Source organism: Nocardia speluncae NBRC 108251 (assembly GCF_001613245.1).
Lineage (GTDB): Bacteria > Actinomycetota > Actinomycetes > Mycobacteriales > Mycobacteriaceae > Nocardia > Nocardia speluncae.
In genome coordinates this window covers 268,234-285,053 of sequence record NZ_BDBZ01000035.1, presented here as the reverse complement: position 1 = coordinate 285,053, position 16,820 = coordinate 268,234, and the positions used below count along the sequence as shown (strand labels likewise).

At 67.1% G+C, this 16,820-nt stretch carries 16 protein-coding genes; 15 read left to right on the top strand and 1 reads right to left on the bottom strand.

Going from position 1 to position 16,820, the window contains the following annotated elements; all coding sequences use genetic code 11:
* Positions 1–52 precede the first annotated feature (52 nt).
* Complete coding sequence (locus tag NS6_RS26265) at positions 53–787, top strand: ATP-binding cassette domain-containing protein (protein WP_068046825.1); 735 nt, start codon at positions 53–55, stop codon at positions 785–787.
* A 20-nt stretch (positions 788–807) separates the two neighbouring features.
* Here NS6_RS26265 and NS6_RS26260 read toward each other — a convergent pair whose 3' ends face one another.
* On the bottom strand, positions 808–1,524 hold the full coding sequence (locus NS6_RS26260; protein ID WP_245669517.1) for an IclR family transcriptional regulator: 717 nt from the start codon (positions 1,522–1,524) through the stop codon (positions 808–810).
* Between the two features lie 296 nt (positions 1,525–1,820).
* Here NS6_RS26260 and NS6_RS26255 point away from each other — a divergent pair, with 296 nt between their 5' ends.
* The 14 genes from NS6_RS26255 to NS6_RS26190 all read left to right on the top strand — a co-directional run bounded on the left by NS6_RS26255 (position 1,821) and on the right by NS6_RS26190 (position 16,815).
* Complete coding sequence (locus NS6_RS26255; protein WP_068046819.1) at positions 1,821–2,879, top strand: NrtA/SsuA/CpmA family ABC transporter substrate-binding protein; 1,059 nt, start codon at positions 1,821–1,823, stop codon at positions 2,877–2,879.
* A 109-nt stretch (positions 2,880–2,988) separates the two neighbouring features.
* Entirely contained in the window at positions 2,989–3,744 is a 756-nt protein-coding gene (locus NS6_RS26250) for an ABC transporter permease (RefSeq protein WP_371859364.1), read from the top strand.
* Positions 3,741–4,538, top strand: coding sequence for an ABC transporter ATP-binding protein (locus NS6_RS26245; protein WP_068047046.1), 798 nt, complete (start codon positions 3,741–3,743; stop codon positions 4,536–4,538). Before NS6_RS26250 ends, NS6_RS26245 begins: the two co-directional genes overlap by 4 nt.
* 11 nt (positions 4,539–4,549) lie before the next feature.
* A complete protein-coding gene (locus NS6_RS26240) occupies positions 4,550–5,599 on the top strand; it encodes an ABC transporter substrate-binding protein (protein ID WP_068046815.1) in 1,050 nt (349 codons plus the stop codon).
* A complete protein-coding gene (locus NS6_RS26235) occupies positions 5,596–6,642 on the top strand; it encodes an LLM class flavin-dependent oxidoreductase (protein WP_068046811.1) in 1,047 nt (348 codons plus the stop codon). The genes NS6_RS26240 and NS6_RS26235 overlap by 4 nt, the downstream gene beginning before the upstream one ends.
* Positions 6,639–7,796: an LLM class flavin-dependent oxidoreductase gene (locus NS6_RS26230; RefSeq protein ID WP_068046807.1), complete on the top strand. Its 1,158-nt coding sequence runs from the start codon at positions 6,639–6,641 to the stop codon at positions 7,794–7,796. The genes NS6_RS26235 and NS6_RS26230 overlap by 4 nt, the downstream gene beginning before the upstream one ends.
* Positions 7,797–7,962: 166 nt before the next feature.
* The gene (locus NS6_RS26225) at positions 7,963–8,670 is read left to right on the top strand and encodes a class II aldolase/adducin family protein (RefSeq protein ID WP_068046804.1); all 708 of its coding nucleotides are present in this window, start codon (positions 7,963–7,965) and stop codon (positions 8,668–8,670) included.
* 25 nt (positions 8,671–8,695) lie between these two features.
* Positions 8,696–9,643, top strand: coding sequence for an ABC transporter substrate-binding protein (locus NS6_RS26220; protein ID WP_068046802.1), 948 nt, complete (start codon positions 8,696–8,698; stop codon positions 9,641–9,643).
* A 128-nt stretch (positions 9,644–9,771) separates the two neighbouring features.
* A complete protein-coding gene (locus NS6_RS26215; RefSeq protein WP_307648488.1) occupies positions 9,772–11,202 on the top strand; it encodes a transcription termination factor Rho, short form in 1,431 nt (476 codons plus the stop codon).
* Between the two features lie 120 nt (positions 11,203–11,322).
* Positions 11,323–12,819: an SDR family oxidoreductase gene (locus tag NS6_RS26210; RefSeq protein ID WP_068046796.1), complete on the top strand. Its 1,497-nt coding sequence runs from the start codon at positions 11,323–11,325 to the stop codon at positions 12,817–12,819.
* A gap of 72 nt (positions 12,820–12,891) precedes the next feature.
* On the top strand, positions 12,892–14,250 hold the full coding sequence (locus tag NS6_RS26205; protein WP_068046792.1) for a cryptochrome/photolyase family protein: 1,359 nt from the start codon (positions 12,892–12,894) through the stop codon (positions 14,248–14,250).
* Positions 14,251–14,438: 188 nt separating this feature from the next.
* Complete coding sequence (locus tag NS6_RS26200) at positions 14,439–15,251, top strand: ABC transporter ATP-binding protein (protein ID WP_068046790.1); 813 nt, start codon at positions 14,439–14,441, stop codon at positions 15,249–15,251.
* Entirely contained in the window at positions 15,248–16,009 is a 762-nt protein-coding gene (locus tag NS6_RS26195; protein ID WP_068046787.1) for an ABC transporter permease, read from the top strand. Before NS6_RS26200 ends, NS6_RS26195 begins: the two co-directional genes overlap by 4 nt.
* Positions 16,006–16,815 (top strand): ABC transporter permease, encoded by an 810-nt coding sequence (locus NS6_RS26190; RefSeq protein WP_068047044.1) that lies wholly within the window; start codon positions 16,006–16,008, stop codon positions 16,813–16,815. Before NS6_RS26195 ends, NS6_RS26190 begins: the two co-directional genes overlap by 4 nt.
* Positions 16,816–16,820: the final 5 nt, after the last annotated feature.

Genomic DNA, 16,820 nt, shown 5'->3' with positions numbered 1-16,820 from the left:
TGCTGGGCAGGCGCTTCGCGGGCGATCGCTCACACCTCCGGAAAGCTCGCCCATGACCGCTGAACTATGTTCCTTCACCGTCCACATCGATACGGGCCGATGGAGCGAAACCGTACTCACCACCGTGGACCTGCTCGTGCCGAGCGGCCGGATCACCGCGGTGCTCGGCGGTCCCGGCTCTGGTAAGACGATGCTTGCCTACGCCCTCACCGGACATTTGCCCGGTACCGCCCAGGGCCGCGGAGAAGTCCTGATCAACGGCCGGCCCGTTCCCGATGACGGCTGGCCGGACTTGCGCGGGGGAACCGTCGGCTACATCCCACAGGAGGGTGTCACCGCGTTCGATCCCGGCAAGACCGTAGGCGCACAGCTCCGGGAACTGGAACAGCGCCACCACGCTTGGACCGTCCGGCAGGCGTGCGCTGCGGCTCACTACCCGGAATATGCTTCGGGCCTGCTTCCGCACGAGAATTCGGGCGGGCAGATCCAGCGAGCCGCGCTCGCTGCCGCGCTGATACCCGCGCCGGCCGTTCTCATCGCGGACAGCCCCGCCGCCTCCCTCGACCGCGAAACGGCGTATCACGTGTGGAAATCGCTACGCGACTATGCCGACTCCGGCGCCGCAATCCTCGCCATCAGCAACGATGTGCCGATGCTTACCGCCGGCGGATTCGCCGACCGGATGGTGATCATGCACGCCGGCCGGATCCTGGCCACCGGATCACCAGCACAACTCGCCGGATCGGAAAACGCACACGTCAGGGCCCTTATCCGGTCCGGTCGCTGAATCTGTGCGCTGCTCCCGCCTCAGCGGAGAACGTCCGCGATTTTGCGGGCGGTGACCTTCGCGAGGTCGACGAAGAACGGGACCCGCTCGTCGATCATCAACTCGACGGGCCCGCGTAGCCCGAGGGCGAACCGAACCTGCCCCGGCTCGTCACCGATCGGAACGCCGATGGTCCGGAATCCGGATACGAGTTCTTCGTCGTTGAAGGCGTAACCACGTTCCCGCGTGCGGGCGAGTTCCGCGCCGAGCTCAGCCGGCCCGGAAATCGAACGGGCGGTGCCACTGTCGTACGGCAACCGGGCCAGCTCGCCTTCACCGGCTTGCGCCCAGGCCAGCAGTACCTTGCCGAGTGCGCTCGCATGCAGGGGAAGCCGGAGGCCTTGCAGCTCATGGCCGTCCGCTTCGCGCCAGCTGCTGGTTCCCAGCAGCACGGCATCGTTACCGTGCCGCGTGGCGACCGACGCTTTTGCACCGGTGATCGCCGCCAGCTCCTCGAGGTGTGGTTCGGCCAGGTGGATGCGGTGCTGCCGGTAGGCGATCTGACCGTATTCGGCCAGCGCGGTACCCAACCGGTACCGGCTGGATACGTCCACCTTGTCCAGGAAACCTGCCTCGACGAGGGCGGCGAGCAGGCGATGGGTGGTACTCACCGGCAGGTCCAGCCGCCGGGCGATCTCGGAGACGCCGAGGTCTTCGCCGTTGCGGAAGCAGCCGAGTACGGACAGCGCACGCGTCACCGACTGGAGTTGACCAGGGGCTGAGGAAGTGGGCTCCACGTGGCGACGCTAGCACGGGATGCGATTGTTCTGGACATCATATTTTCCGAATTATGGAAAGCCCTTCACCTCCCAAAGGAAGGTTCCACCCTTTTCCCCCGCCTACACCTGGGATTTTTCTGCGTTCCGATTCACAACATACAGCTCGGCCTCACGTCAAGCTTTCCGTTCATCGGAACGGTAAGGGTGGGCGCTGCTCTTACCGCGGCATAGCTTCCTGGAGTACCCCGTCACCCCTCGACCAGGAGCCGACACCGATGCGTCCCCCACGCCGACTACCCCGAGTGCGCGCCGCTCTCGCGATCCTCCCCGTCGTTGCGCTGGTTGCCGCCGCATGTGGCTCCGGCGACAGTGCGGACGGGTCCGGAGCAGGTGGCGAACCCACCTTCGTCCTGAAGGTCACCGACGAAGGCAACTCCGGCCCGCTCGCAGTTGCCAAGCGAGACGGCACTTTCGACGAAGCGCTCGCCCCGTTGGGCGCAAAGATCGAATGGGTCAATGCTCCTCCGTCGTTCAGCGCGAACCTCAAGCTGTTCAATGCCGGCGAGCTCGATGTCTCCGGCGGCGCCTACAGCCCGGTAGTCGGAGCGCTGTCGAAGGATGTCGGTGTCCGGATCATCGCAGTGGCCGATCCGGTGGATCAGGATCAGGCCGGCATCATCGCCTCGCCGGACTCGGGGATCCGAGAGGTGAAGGACCTCGTCGGCAAACGCATCGCCGTCAATCCGGCTGGGAAGGGTGAGTACATCACCCTGAAGGCGCTGGAACAGGCCGGCGTTCCGGTCGACCGGGTCGAACGGGTTCCACTGCAGGTATCGGACGCCGCCTCCGCCTTCTCCACCGGGCAGGTAGACGCGTGGGCATCGTTCAACGATCCGTACGCAGAAGCCAAGTCCCGCGGAGCCGTCGAGATCGCGACCGAGGCCACTGTCGGCTCGACCGACAATACGATTGTCGCGTTCCGCACCGAGGTACTCGAGCAGCGGCCCGACGTCGCCGCGAAGTATCTCGAAACGCTGCGACAACTGGTCGAGCGCCAGCGCGCCGACCCCGCGGACTTCGAGAACGTGTTCGAGAAGGCCGGGCCGCGCGCCCTGTCCGGTGAACGGCTCGAACGTGCGATCGACCTCGGCCGCCGGGCCTCGGCACCGCACTACCCGACCAACGAGGACGCCGCCGACCTCCAGGGAGTGGCGGACCTGTTCTACGAGAACGGCGTGATCACCCGGCCCGTCACCGCGGCGGACGTCTTCTATCCGCTCGAGGAAAAGCTCGGCGCCGCGGGGAACCGGCCCGTGCCGACCACGGGGAAATGAGATGGCCGTCGTGACGACACCGCGCGTCCAGGGCGAAACCGGCCGGGCCCCCCGGGAAACCGGCCTCGAGGTGCCGCACTACCGGGCCGGCCGGCACCGGCCCCGGTGGATGTCGATCCCGCTGCGCTTCCTCGTGCCCGCCCTGCTCATCGCGGTGTGGTGGGTCGGCTCGGCCACCGGTTCGATTCCCGAGGAGATCCTCGCGGGGCCACCGAAGGTGTGGACGGCTTTCGCAGAGTTGTACGACACCGGACAGCTCGTCGACTTCTCGATCGCGTCGTTCCACCGTGCCGCACTCGGCGTGCTGTTCGGGGTGGTGACCGGGTTGATCCTCGGTGTCCTCTCCGGGTTGTCCAGCCTCGGTGAGGAACTCGTGGATTCCACGATGCAGATCAACCGGGCGGTTCCGTTCCTGGCGCTGGTTCCCCTCTTCATCGCCTGGTTCGGTATCGACGAGACGTTCAAGGTGCTGTTGATCGCGTTCGCCACCGTGGGGCCCATGTACGCCTACACCTATCTCGGTGTCCGCAATGTCGATCGCAAGATGATCGAGGCGGCGCGCAGCTTCGGGGCCACCGGCCCGCGCCTGGTGTTCGAGGTGATCCTGCCCTCGGCGCTCCCCGGAGTACTGATGGCCCTGCGGATCTGCCTTTCCATCGCGATCACCGGCCTGATCGCCGCCGAGCAGGTGGGCACCAGGGAGGGGATCGGATATCTGGTGACCCTCGCGCAGGAGTACAACCGCACCGATTACATGGTGCTCTGTGTGGTGTTGTATGCGGTGCTGGGCCTGATCTTCGACGGAGTTGTCCGGATCATCGAACGGTTCGCCATGCCGTGGCGCAGACAGGTGGCTGCCCGATGAGCCCCGAAGCGCCCTTGCCACCGTTGTCCACTCGCCCCCGGAGCCCCGCGTCGGCCACCGCCCGCAGGGCAGGCGAACCGGTCGCGGTGTCGATCACCGGCCTGCACAAGAAGTTCGGTGACAACACCGTTCTCGACGGGATCGACCTGGAGATCCGGCGGGGCGAGTTCGTCGTCCTGCTAGGTCCGTCGGGAACCGGGAAGACCACCCTGCTGCGGCTGCTGACCGGGCTCGAGAAACCGGACGGCGGAGAAATTCTGGTACCGCCCCGCAGGACGACCGTCTATCAGGAGCCGCGGCTCATCCCGTCGAAACGGGTGCTCGGCAATGTCACCATCGGGCAGCGCCGCACCGTCGCGACCAGGGAACACGCTACCCGCGCACTGGCCGAGGTCAACCTCGAGGGCAAGGCACGCCAGTGGCCCGCGACCCTCTCGGGTGGCGAAGCACAGCGAGTGGCGCTGGCCCGGGCCTTGGTTCGCGAACCGGAACTGCTGCTGCTCGACGAGCCGTTCGCGGCGCTCGATGCGCTGACCCGGCTCCAGATGCAGGATCTGGTCGGCGACCTCGTTTCACGGCACCGGCCGGCGGTCCTGCTGGTGACCCATGACGTCGACGAAGCGGTCCGGCTGGCCGACCGGGTCCTGATCCTCAACGCAGGCCGGTTCGCCGTCGACACCGATATCGACCTCGCCCGTCCGCGTGACCGCACCGATCCGGAGTCCCTGCGCTACCGCGCCGCTTTCCTGGCCGAGCTGGGTGTCGGCCGCACCCCCTCCCCCACCACCCCCTGAAGGAGCACGTGATGACCACTGCTGCCGACCCTGTCCTCGACACTCTCTGGTACACCCGGTGCCCCGTGCCCACCGCGAGCGGTTTGGCCCACAGTCTCGGCTGGCTGGGCGAGACCGCCGCCGCGGCGGGGATCGGCCTGGGAGTGCTGCAGGATGCCGGCCCCGAACTGGCGCCGCGGCATTTCGACCATCAGCTGCCGGGCCTGATCCGCGAGGGCGGCAATGTACCCGCTCTCGCGGCGCGGGCACAGGGTTCACCTACCCGGCTCATCGGCCTGACCTGGATCGACGAAGCGCAGGCGATTCTGGTGGCACCCGATTCACCCGCTTCCGGACCGGCCGATCTGGCAGGGCTGCGGATCGCGGTTCCCGCCTGGGCGCAGGACCGGGCCCGCAGTTTCCCGCGGGCGATGGCCCTCCACGGGTTCGCGAGTGCGCTCGCCCTCGGTGGGCTCACCCTCGCCGACGTCCGGCCCGTCGAGGTGGCGGTCGAGCGCAAGCCGCAGGTCCGGGGCGAGAACACGTCCGGTCGCAGGGTCACCACCTGGGGTGTGCAGGCATTGCTGGCCGGTGACGTCGATGCGATCTACGTCAAGGGTGCGCGCGCCCAGGAGATCGCCCGCGAGCACGGCCTGCGTACCGCGGTGGACCTCGATACCACCGAATCGAAGCGCTCGCGCGTCAACAACGGCACCCCGCGCCCGATCACCGTGCACGCCGACCTGCTGGAATCGCGCCCCGACCTGGTGGTCGGGTTCCTCACCCAGACGTTGCGGGCCGCGGAGTGGGCCGCCGGCAATCTCGACGAGGTCCGCGCTGTACTGGCCCGGGAAACCTTCTCCGGCGCGGCGGGAGTCGAGGCCGCCTACGGCGACACATTCCATCGTGGTCTGCACCCGGCATTGTCCGACGAGCGGGTCGAACTGCTCGATGTCCAGAAACAGTTCCTCTACACCCATGGCTTCCTTGCCACCGATTTCGATCTCGACTCGTGGATCGCCCCGGAACCACTCCGGCAGGCGAGTGCACAGCTTGCCGCCGGAAGAGAGGCAACGTCGTGACCGAGTTCCGGTGGGAGCTTCCGGTTCGCGGGGACGGGCGCCACGTCGGTTCCGCCTCCGCACACCGCGGCGGATTCGAGTTCCTCGATCAGGTCGTCCTCGCAGCCGAATTGTCCGGGCTCGACGGTGTCGTCGCTCCCTACGATCCGGCCGGCGAAGAGTCGTGGGTGGTCGCGGGCTCCGCCCTGCGCCGGACCCGGCACCTGCGGGTCGGCGTCGAATTCCATCCCGCGTTCGGGACACCCGTGTACGCGGCCAAGCTGTCGGCCACCCTGCAACGACTCTCCGCCGGGCGGCTCGACTGGCGGTTGCGCGTGGAAACCGGCGCAGCAGACGCCGCGGCGCGCGGTGACCGGGTCACCGGCGTGGATCGCTATCGCCGGGCGGCCGAATTCCTCACCGTCGCACGGGGTGTGTGGAACGAAGAGCAGGTGCTGCCCGGACGGTTCGGGGGTACCGGTTTCGAATTCGCGGGCGAATACTACGACGTCATCGATGGTGGCTTTCGCGGCATCCTGTCGGGCCTGCCGTTTCCCGGTGTCCACCTGTCGGGTAATTCGCAGGAGGCGATCGAATTATCGGCCGGGCACGGTGACGTGCACATATTCGACGAAACCGGGGACGGCGTCGAGGATGGGGTGGCATCCCTGCGGGATACGGCGACAGCGTCCGGGCGTACCGTGCGCGCGGGGCTCGCCCTACCCGTCATCGCCCGAGAGACCGAGGGCGAGGCGTGGGCGCGTGTTCTGCGGCAATGGCGCGAGGTCCGCCCGGAGGCGGGCGCCGCCGAGGTCCGGGCGCTCGCCCTCGACGGCTTCCGCTGGTCGGGCTTCGACCAGATCGGCTACCCCAGGCCGGTCGGCCTGGTCGGTAGTTATGAGCAGGTGGCACAAGCACTTTCGAACTACCGGGCACGCGGAATCGAGATATTCGAACTGACCGGCCATCCGCATATCGAGGAACTGCACCGGACCGGAGAACATCTGCTACACCTCGCCGACCCGGCCGGCCGCATTCTCGCAGGACAGGAGAACCACGCGTGAGCACGGATTTCTACTGGCGTATCGGTATGGAGGGCGACCACGCGTCGCTGCGCACGCCGCGCCGCTACAACCGCGGGCATGCCGGCGGCCACGGGCCGGGCAATATCGCGCCGGCGATCCGCGGCGGGAAACTGGACGGATACAGCTATATCGACCATATGGCCGCCGTGGTGAAGGCGTCGGAATCCGCGGGATTCGTCGGCGGACTGCTGCCCTCCTTCCCGATCACCGAGGACCCCTGGGCCACCGCGTCGGCGCTCGCCCGGGAAAGCGATACGTACCGCTTCATGGTGGCGTTCCAGCCCGGGTTCCTGCATCCGGTGCAGGCCGCCCGGATGTCGGCGAGCCTGCAGCGCGCCACCGGGGGACGCCTGGTCTACAACATCATCAGCGGAGGCGGTGGGGCACCGCAGTTGTGGTGGGGCGACAAGGTGGCGCACGACGACCGCTACGCGCGCACCTCGGAATTCCTCGACGTGCTGCGCGGGGTGTGGGACGGTAGGCCGTTCGACCACGCCGGCCGGTTCTTCAGGACCGAGGGCGCGGCGCTACCACCGCTGCTGGCAGGTCAGCCGTTCCCCGAGGTGTACTTCTCTGGTTCGTCCGGTGCCGCTGTGGACGCCGCAGGCCGGCATGCCGATTACTACCTGTCGTGGCTCGAACCGTTCGACGCCCTGCGGGCGAAGTTCGACGGAGTCCGTGCACACTCCGGGAAAACCGGTGGCACACCGAAATTCGCGGTACGGATCGATATCGTCGCCCGGCATACCGAAGAAGCCGCCTGGACCGAGATCGAGAGGGGCTGGGCATCCGTCGACCGCGCGGCCGCCGACCGGGCCGCCCAGGGGGACTCCGTCGGTGCCGCCCGGATCGCGGGCTGGGTACCGGAACACATCACCGGCTACCGCGACCTGGAAGTCCAGCCCAATGTGTGGTGCGGATTCAGCCTCATCCGCGGCGGTCCGGCGTTCGGACTCGTGGGCAGCTACGAGCAGATCGCCGAACGACTCGACCAATTGATCGATCTCGGCGTGGATGCGTTCATCCTCGCCGGCAACCCCCACCTCGAAGAGGCGTACCGCGTGGGCGAAGAAGTGCTACCGCTGCTGCGACGCACCACCCCCACCCGGATCCGCTCCCTTTCCACCCGATAGCAGCCATCGGATCCCTGCCCGGCTCCCCGCAACAGCTCGACCGGTAGCCGCAGCGACCAGCACAGCAGGGCAGCCGGTTTCACCAACAAACACCGATACCAGTCGCACCCCACCACTCCGGGCATCCGGGTACCGGCCCCGGCACCTACGAACTCAGGGAATCAGCATGACCAGCACCGAAAAACGCGTCACCCCCGCGGTAGCGGCTTTCCTCGACAATGCGCGCCGCGATGCCGATACCGCGTTCCGGGTATTCCGCGAAACCGGGACCGTGTCCGCCAACGGCACCGTGAACTTCGTGGAGCGGGTTCCCGGCGAAGAGTTGGCCGTCGCACTCAACGAACCCGGCCCGTGGGCGGCGGACCGCAGCGCAAAACCGATCCTCGCGACATTCGACGGAGAAGTACTTGCCGGCGACGGTCCGGCCGGATTCGTCACCGGATATGCCGGGGTGTTCCGTAAGCATCCCGAAATCACCTCGATCGTGCACGCGCACACGCCGTGGCTGGGCGGCTGGGCACAGACCCACCGGACCCTGCGTATCACATACGCGGCCTCGCAGCGCCTGACCCTCTCCCGCGATATCCCCGCCCATCTCGACCGCAGCCAGGCCCCCGGCGATTTCATTCTCGACCGCCTCGTCGACGACCCCGACCTCGTCGCGATCTTCGAGGCCAACGGTGGCGTCAATGTGATCGGCCGGTCGGGCCTGCTCGACCTCGCCAAATTCGTGGTCCTGCTCGAAGAGGGGGCCCAGTACCAGGCGCTCGGTGAACTCGTCGGCGGCGCTGCCGATTTCGATCCGACGAACCTCGTGGCGCAGTGGGGTCGTAGTGGATTGCTCGACGAGGCCCGCCGCCGCGGTCTCGTCTGACCTCTCGCCGAAAAGGAACTCTGCCATGACTATCCGTATCGGATATTTCCCGAACAACAACTCTCTGTTCGTGCTGCGCCACAACGGCCTGCTCGAACGCCGGCTCCCCGAGGTCGAGTGGGTGGACCTGCGCGAACTACCGGCGCCACCGCGGGCCGATCCACGTACCGGGCTGCCGACATTGCATTCGGACTGGTTGTTCGAGGAAGGTGGCTACGATTTCATCGGCACCGGTTTCACCCCGCCGATCACCGGTCTCGGCCAGGGACGTGACCTGGTCTATATCGGGATTTCGGGCCCGCGCGTCGAGAACGGGCGGTTGGTGAGCCGCGCCGGCTCCGGGATCCGCACCGTCGCCGATCTGCATGGTAAGCGGGTCGGGATCGCCCACGGTTCGTGGCAGACCACGCTGGCCCTGCTCGCGCTCGACCGCGAGGGGCTGCGCTGGTCCGATATCACCCCGGTCGATATCGACGTGAACGAGGGGGGTGCCGCCTTGCTGCGCGGCGATATCGATGCCTGGGTCGGTGCCTATCCGGCGCTGGCCGAGGTCGAGGCCACCGCGCAGGTACACACGCTCGTCGATACCGACGGCCTCTTCAGCCACCCATCGCTGTGGTTCGTCCGGCGCGATTTCGCGGCAAACCACCACACGGAACTCCAAGCGATCATCACGGCCCTTCAGGAATCGGACGCGTGGATCGTCGCCAACCCACGCGATGCCGCACGTTTCTTCGTCGACGACGCGCGGCGGCGCGGCGGCACCGCCGATCTCGATCGCTGGGAGGCGGCGCTGCGGGGACGCCCCTTCGGGATCAACCCGGTCACCGACGAATTTCTCGACGAACAGCAGCGTTGCGCAGACCTGTTGCACACCAACGGCCTGCTGCCCCGGACGGTCGCCGTCCGCGACGCGGTTCTGCCATGGATCGGCGAGGTCATCGAGGCAAATCGTTCGGCCACCGCGGTCTGAGGCACCGTCACCAACCACCCGCACCTGCTGTAGGTAGAGCAGGTGCGGGTGGTTTTTGCCGTCCAGGGCCACAGTGACGACTGCGTGGGCATCACGTGCCGGATGGCTCGCGGTGGGGGCCGCATCGGATGCGGGGAACAACCCGGCACTGTTGCGTGTTGTTCGAGTTGCCGGTAATGTACGTGCCGTCTTCATCTTGTGGACGTAGGTGGATCACTCCCTCCCACAAGACTCTGCATTCGCCCTTTCAGTTTTCGAGCGCCGCCGATCCGGTACAGCGTGCGGACCGGACGGACACAGGCCACAGCGGCTACGGCAGATCATCTCTGCATCCGGCGCGCCCGGTGGCGCTATGCGGCACACAGCGCACAGCCATTTTCGCAACTCACGTATTCAGGAGAAACTCCATGCAGGACAACACTATTCGTAGCAGAGACCACACGACCGAAGGCGGCGGGACACCGGTCGCCGGCATTCTCGATATCGTCGGCAACCATGCGTCGCTGCGCGTCGAAGGCTATCTGCCCGGACCGCACGATGCCCATGTGCCGACGCGTCTGATCCGCCGGTACGGACTCCGTCGCGGCGATACCCTCACCGGCACGATCGCCCCGAAACCGGACGGCGCCGAACCGGCGCCACTGATCCGGATCGACAGCGTCAACGGCCTGCCGCCCGACAACGCCGCGTCCCGGCCGCACTTCTCCGACTTGGTTCCCCTCTACCCGCAGGACCGGCTACGGCTCGAGACCGAGCCGCACGAACTGACCACGCGTATCACCGACCTGGTGATGCCGATCGGCAAGGGCCAGCGCGCCCTGGTGGTCGCTCCACCCAAGGCGGGTAAAACCTCTGTGCTGCAATCGATCGCACACGGTATCGCCAAGAACCATCCCGAATGCCAGCTGATGCTGGTATTGGTCGGCGAACGCCCCGAAGAGGTAACCGATCTGTCCCGGGCGGTACCGGCCGAAATCGCCGCCGCGACCTTCGACAGGCCGGCCCGCGACCATATCGCGCTCGCCGAACTGGCCGTCGAACATGCCAAACGCCTCGTCGAAATGGGCCGCGATGTGGTGATACTGCTCGATTCGCTGACCCGGCTGGCCCGCGCGTACAACCTGGCCGCGAACGGTTCCGGCCGTATCCTCTCCGGCGGCGTCGACGCTGCGGCGCTGGCACCACCGAAAAAATTCCTCGGTGCCGCCCGCAATATCGAGAATGGCGGCTCGCTCACCATTATCGCCAGCGCCCTTGTCGAAACCGGTTCACTGGCCGACACTGTGATCTTCGAGGAGTACAAGGGCACCGGAAACGCCGAACTGAAGCTGGACCGGCATGCGGCCGACCGCCGCCTGTTCCCCGCGATCGATATCGACCGCTCGAGCACGCGCAAAGAGGAGCTGCTCCTGTCCCCCGCGGAGCGCACCGCCGTTCACTCACTCCGGAAAACTCTCGCGGGCCGCGAACCGCAGCAGGCGCTGGAACTACTGTCGACCGGTCTCCGGCAGACCGAAACCAACGCCGAGTTCCTCGCCCAGATCCGCGCCGCGGGCTGAGAGCACCGGAGCTCACGTATCAAGTGACCGTCACTGGGTACCCGGCCGGACAGTGGTCGCGACAACATGTGAATTTCCACGTCCGGACAGTGCTTCGCCACGGAAGAACGGGGATCGGATATGCGGTGTGTGGTTTTCGGAGCTACCGGCTATATCGGTGGACGGTTGGTGCCCGAACTGGTGCAGGCCGGGCATCGGGTCCGGGTCGTGGCGCGTACCCCGGCGAAGCTGGCCGAGGTTCCGTGGCGGGACCGGGTCGAGGTGCTGCGCGGCGATGTCACCGCCGACGCGGATGTCCGGGAGGCAGTCGCCGGCCAGGAGGTTGTCTATTACCTGGTCCACTCGCTGACCCAGCACGATTTCACCGATATCGACCAGCACGCTGCGCGGACGGTCGCGGCCGCGGCGCAGGCGGCCGGGGTCGAGCGCATCGTCTATCTCGGTGGCATCGTCGCGGACCGGGTCCCGTTGTCGCGGCATATCGCCTCCCGCGCCGAAGTGGGGACAATTTTCCGGGAGTCGGGCGTGCCCACTGTGGAACTGCGTGCCGCGGTCATCATCGGCTCCGGCTCGGCCAGCTTCGAGATGTTGCGCTACCTCTCCGAACGCCTGCCCGCGATGGTCACCCCGCGCTGGGTACACAATCGGATCCAGCCCATCGCCGTCCGCGATGTTCTCTACTACCTGGTGCAGGCGGCCGGACTACCCGCCGATGTCAACCGTGCCTTCGATATCGGCGGGCCCGATGTCCTGACGTATCTCACGATGATGCGGAGATACGCGGCGGTGGCCGGCCTGCCCCGGCGGGTGGTGCTCCCGATTCCGGTCCTCACACCGTGGCTCTCGGCCCAGTGGGTCAACGTGGTCACCCCGGTTCCGCGTGCGCTGGCGATCCCGCTGATCGAATCACTCGTGCACGAAATGGTCTGCCACGAACACGATATCTCCGACCATATTCCCGACCCCGAAGGCGGGACAACCCCCTACGAGCGCGCGGTCGAACTCGCGCTGGCACGGATCCGCAATGCCCAGGTACCGACGCGGTGGTCGGATGCCGATATCGCGGGCGCCCCCGCCGACCCGCTCCCCAGCGACCCGGACTGGTCCGGTGGCTCGCTCTATCAGGACATCCGGGAACAGCGCACCGACGCCGACCCGGCCACCCTGTGGTCGGTCGTCGAGGCCATCGGCGGGGAGAACGGCTGGTATTCGTTCCCGCTGGCGTGGTCGCTGCGCGGCTGGATCGATCGTCTCGGCGGCGGCGTCGGGCTACGCCGTGGCCGCAAGAACCCTCTTCGACTCCACACCGGTGAAGCCCTCGACTGGTGGCGAGTCGAACTGATCGACCGCCCCCGGATCCTGCGGCTACGCGCCGAAATGAAGGTACCGGGGCTCGCCTGGCTGGAACTCGGCGTCGAACCGGAACCCGGCGGCGGCGCCCGCTACCACCAGCGTGCGGTCTTCCAGCCGCGCGGCCTGGCCGGGCATCTCTATTGGAAGGCCATCACGCCGTTTCACGATATCGTCTTCGGGGGCATGGCCCGCAATATCACCGGCACCGCCGAACACCGGGCACCGGCGACAACGACCGAGGATCCCGGGCCACCGCACAAATAGACGTCCGACCGGATCACGTATCGCCCGACCTCTCGCGCCGCGAGAAGCGGACCATAACAGGGACGGTGGCTCATGACCGTGACGATGGCATTGTTCACGCGCGATCTTCGTGTCCACGACAACCCGGCCCTCGCTGCCGCCGTGCAGAATGCCGAGGTACTGCCGGTGTTCGTTGTGGACGAAACTATTTGCGCCACAGACTATCTGAATCCGAACAAGGCCGATTTCCTGGCGACCGCGCTGGCCGACCTGGACGAGGGACTGCGCCGGGCCGGTGGACAACTGATCGTGCGCCACGGCGATACGGTGGGTGAAGTGTGCCGATTGGTCCGGCAGTACTCGGTCGACGAAGTCCATATCGCCGAAGATGTCAGCGCCTACAGTCGTCGCCGCGAAGACCGGTTGCGTACACAGCTGGCAGAGTCGGATTGCCGGTTGCATGTGCACGCGGGCAGCATCACCGTGGCCGCACCGGGCCGGCTCACCCCCAGCGGCGGCAGTGATCATTTCGCGGTCTTCACGCCCTATCACCGTCGCTGGAGCCGGCTGCCGGTGCGCGCGCCGCTGCCGGTACCGAAAGGTATCCGGTTACCGCACGGCGCCGGATCCGAGCCGATACCCGCCGCGACCGATCTCGGCGCCGGCTCTCCCTCGCCGGAGGTGGCGCCGGGCGGCGAATCCGCGGGGCGCCACCTCGTGCGCGACTGGTTCGGCGCGCATATCGGCGCCTACGCCGATCGCCACGACGATCTCGCGAGCGTTGCGACCTCACGGTTTTCGCCGTATCTGCACTTCGGCTGTTTGTCGGCCACCGAACTGGTGCATCGCAGCGACCCCTCGGCGCCGGGCGCCGCCGCATTCGTGCGACAACTGGCCTGGCGGGATTTCCACCATCAGATGCTCGCGGCGCGCCCCGAGCTCACCCACAGCGACTACCGGAACCGCAATGATCGCTGGCACGAGGACACGGCATCGCTGACGGCGTGGCGGGCCGGACAGACCGGTTATCCGATTGTGGACGCGGGTATGCGGCAGCTCGCCGCACAGGGCTGGATGCACAACCGGGCCCGGATGATCACCGCGAGCTTTCTGACGAAAACGCTGTATCTGGACTGGCGGCGAGGCGCGAAACATTTCCTGGCATTGCTGGCCGACGGCGATATGGCAAACAATCAGCTCAACTGGCAGTGGGTGGCCGGCACCGGCGCCGATACCCGGCCGAACCGGGTGCTCAACCCGATCCGGCAGGCCGAGCGTTACGACCCCAGCGGCGCCTACGTGCGCCGCTGGATACCGGAACTCGCCCACCTGCGGGGCCGCGATATCCACCAGCCATGGCGATGGCATACGGATGGAATCGACGGCTATCCGGCGCGGATCGTCGACCATGAGCAGGCGGCGCGCGATTTCCTGAGGGTACGGCGAGGATAGGCGCACGCGGCCGCAGGTCGCGTTCTCTGCGCGGCGCCGGATCGGTGTCCGGCCGATCGGCGGTGAGGAGAACGTAATACGTTCGTGCCGCCGATTCATCGGTACGAAATCTCCGGCTCGTAGCTTCTGGATACGAGCTTGGATCCGAACTCGGATACAAGCTGGGAGGTACCACACGAGGAGAACGCATGGTCTCGCCTACCGCGCCCGGAATCCATATCGGCGGTCTCACAAAGAAGTTCACAACGCGGCGACGGGAGGTGACAGCCCTCGACGGGGTGGATATCCGGTCCGCCGAGGGCGAGTTCGTCACCCTCCTCGGGCCTTCCGGATGCGGTAAGAGCACCGTGCTGCGGATCCTGGCCGGGCTGGAACCGCAGACCGAGGGGGTGGCCCTGGTGCACGGTGAGACACCCCGGGAACTGCGCCGGCACGACCATCTGGGGATCGCGTTCCAGGAAGCGGCCCTGCTCCCGTGGCGTTCGGTGCGCGCCAATATCCGTCTCCCGCTGGAAGTCTCGAAGAGACCCGTCGACGACGACACCATCACGGAGCTGATCGAGCTGGTGGGCCTCACCGGATTCGAGAACGCGCGCCCGGCCCAGCTGTCCGGCGGAATGCGCCAGCGGGTGGCGATCGCCCGCGCCCTGGTGGTAAAGCCGCGGGTACTACTGCTCGACGAACCGTTCGGCGCGCTCGACGATATGACCCGGCAGAACCTGAATGTCGAACTACTGCGCATCTGGACCGAACGCCCCGCGACGACGCTGATGGTGACCCATGGCATCGCCGAAGCGGTGTTCCTGTCCGACACCGTGGTCGTGATGACCCCGCGGCCCGGACGGGTGCGCAAAGTGGTCGATATCGACCTCCCCCGCCCACGCACGCCGGAACTGATGCGAACCAGCGCCTTCCACGAATACGTCGACCTGCTGTCCGCACTGTTGTTCGGTACCGGCGCTTCCGCTCCCGAACCCGTTCCCGCGGGGGCGAAGTCGTGAATCAGCGCAGATACCTCGCCCTCGCCGGATCTGCCACAGTCCTCGCCGCCTGGCAGCTCATCGGCGCCACCGGAGTCCTCGGGCCCGCCATCGCCCCGCCCGCGGAAATAGTCACGGGCCTGATCTCCGACGGCGCGGCCTTCTACACCCTGCATGTACCCGTCACACTCACCTCGGCCGCCGCCGGGTTCTTCTGGGGAAATCTTGCCGCACTCTGTTGCGCCGCAATCGTTCTCACGGTTCCGGCCATCGAGAAGCTGGTACTCCAGGTGGGAATAGCGTCGGCCTGCGTACCACTGATCGCCATCGCGCCCATTCTGGCAGCCTGTTTCAACGGCCCGGTGACCTCGGCGATCATGGCCGCGGTCTCGGTCTTCTTCACCACCCTGGTGGGGACACTCAACGGGCTCCGGCACGCCGATCCGGTGAGCGAGGACCTGGTGCGCGCATACGGCGGCGGCCGCTATCTCGTACTGCGCAAGGTGCAGTTACTGTACGCGCTGCCCGATATCCTCACCGCCTTGAAGATCGCCGTCCCGGCCGCCCTGCTGGGCACCGTCATCGGCGAATTCATGGGTCAGGAACGCGGCCTCGGCGCGGCTCTGGTCGTCGCCCAGCAATCCAGCGACGTCGTCCGCACCTGGGGTATCACCCTGGTGTGCAGCGCACTGGCCGCGGGATCGTTCCTACTGGTCGCGGCCGTCGGCCGGTACGCCACACCGTGGGCCGCGGAGACAACCACGGAGGCCCGCTCATGACCACTGCCCCGTCCAAGGGCAATCCACTGGCGCGCAGCACAGCCCGGACGCTGGTAACGCTCGCCGGCGCGGTGCTCGCCATCGTGCTGGTCTGGACCTTGTTCCTGCGCACCGTGAACGTCAGCCCCTTCGTGGCGAAATCACCCGCCGACGTCTGGACGTATCTGATCACCGCGCCAGAGGCGGGTGCCCACCGTTCGGCGATCGTCACGGACCTGCTTCGCACACTCACCGACGCCGCCTACGGATATGTGCTCGGCCTCGCCCTGGCCGCCGCGATCTCCCTGTTGTTCTATTTCTCCCGGACCGCCGAAGCCATGTTCACCCCGACGATCACCGCGATACACGCGATCCCGATGGTGACCGTCGCGCCCATCCTGGTACTGATCTTCGGGCGGGGTGGCCCGGCCACCGCCGTGATCGGCGCATCCATCGTCGTGGTCCCCGCGCTGCTCACCATGTTGCACGGCATCCGCTCGGCCCCGCGGACCGATATCGACATGATCACCGCGTTCGGCGCCTCCACTCTCACCACCTTCATCAAAGTTTCGCTCCCGCACGCCGTGCCGACCTGGTTCGCGGCCGCCCGGGTCGCGGTGACCACTTCGGTTGTGGGCGCCCTGCTTTCCGAATGGCTGGCCACCGGCGAGGGCCTGGGCGGCCAGATGCTGCGGGCCGCCAACGAATTCCGATTCGACCGGCTGTGGGCCTCGGTGGTGGTGCTCACCGTCGTCTGCGTCCTCATCTATCACGTGGTCGCCGTCGTCGAAGATCTCGTCACGGCCCGGATGACCGCACCTCGCTGACCTCT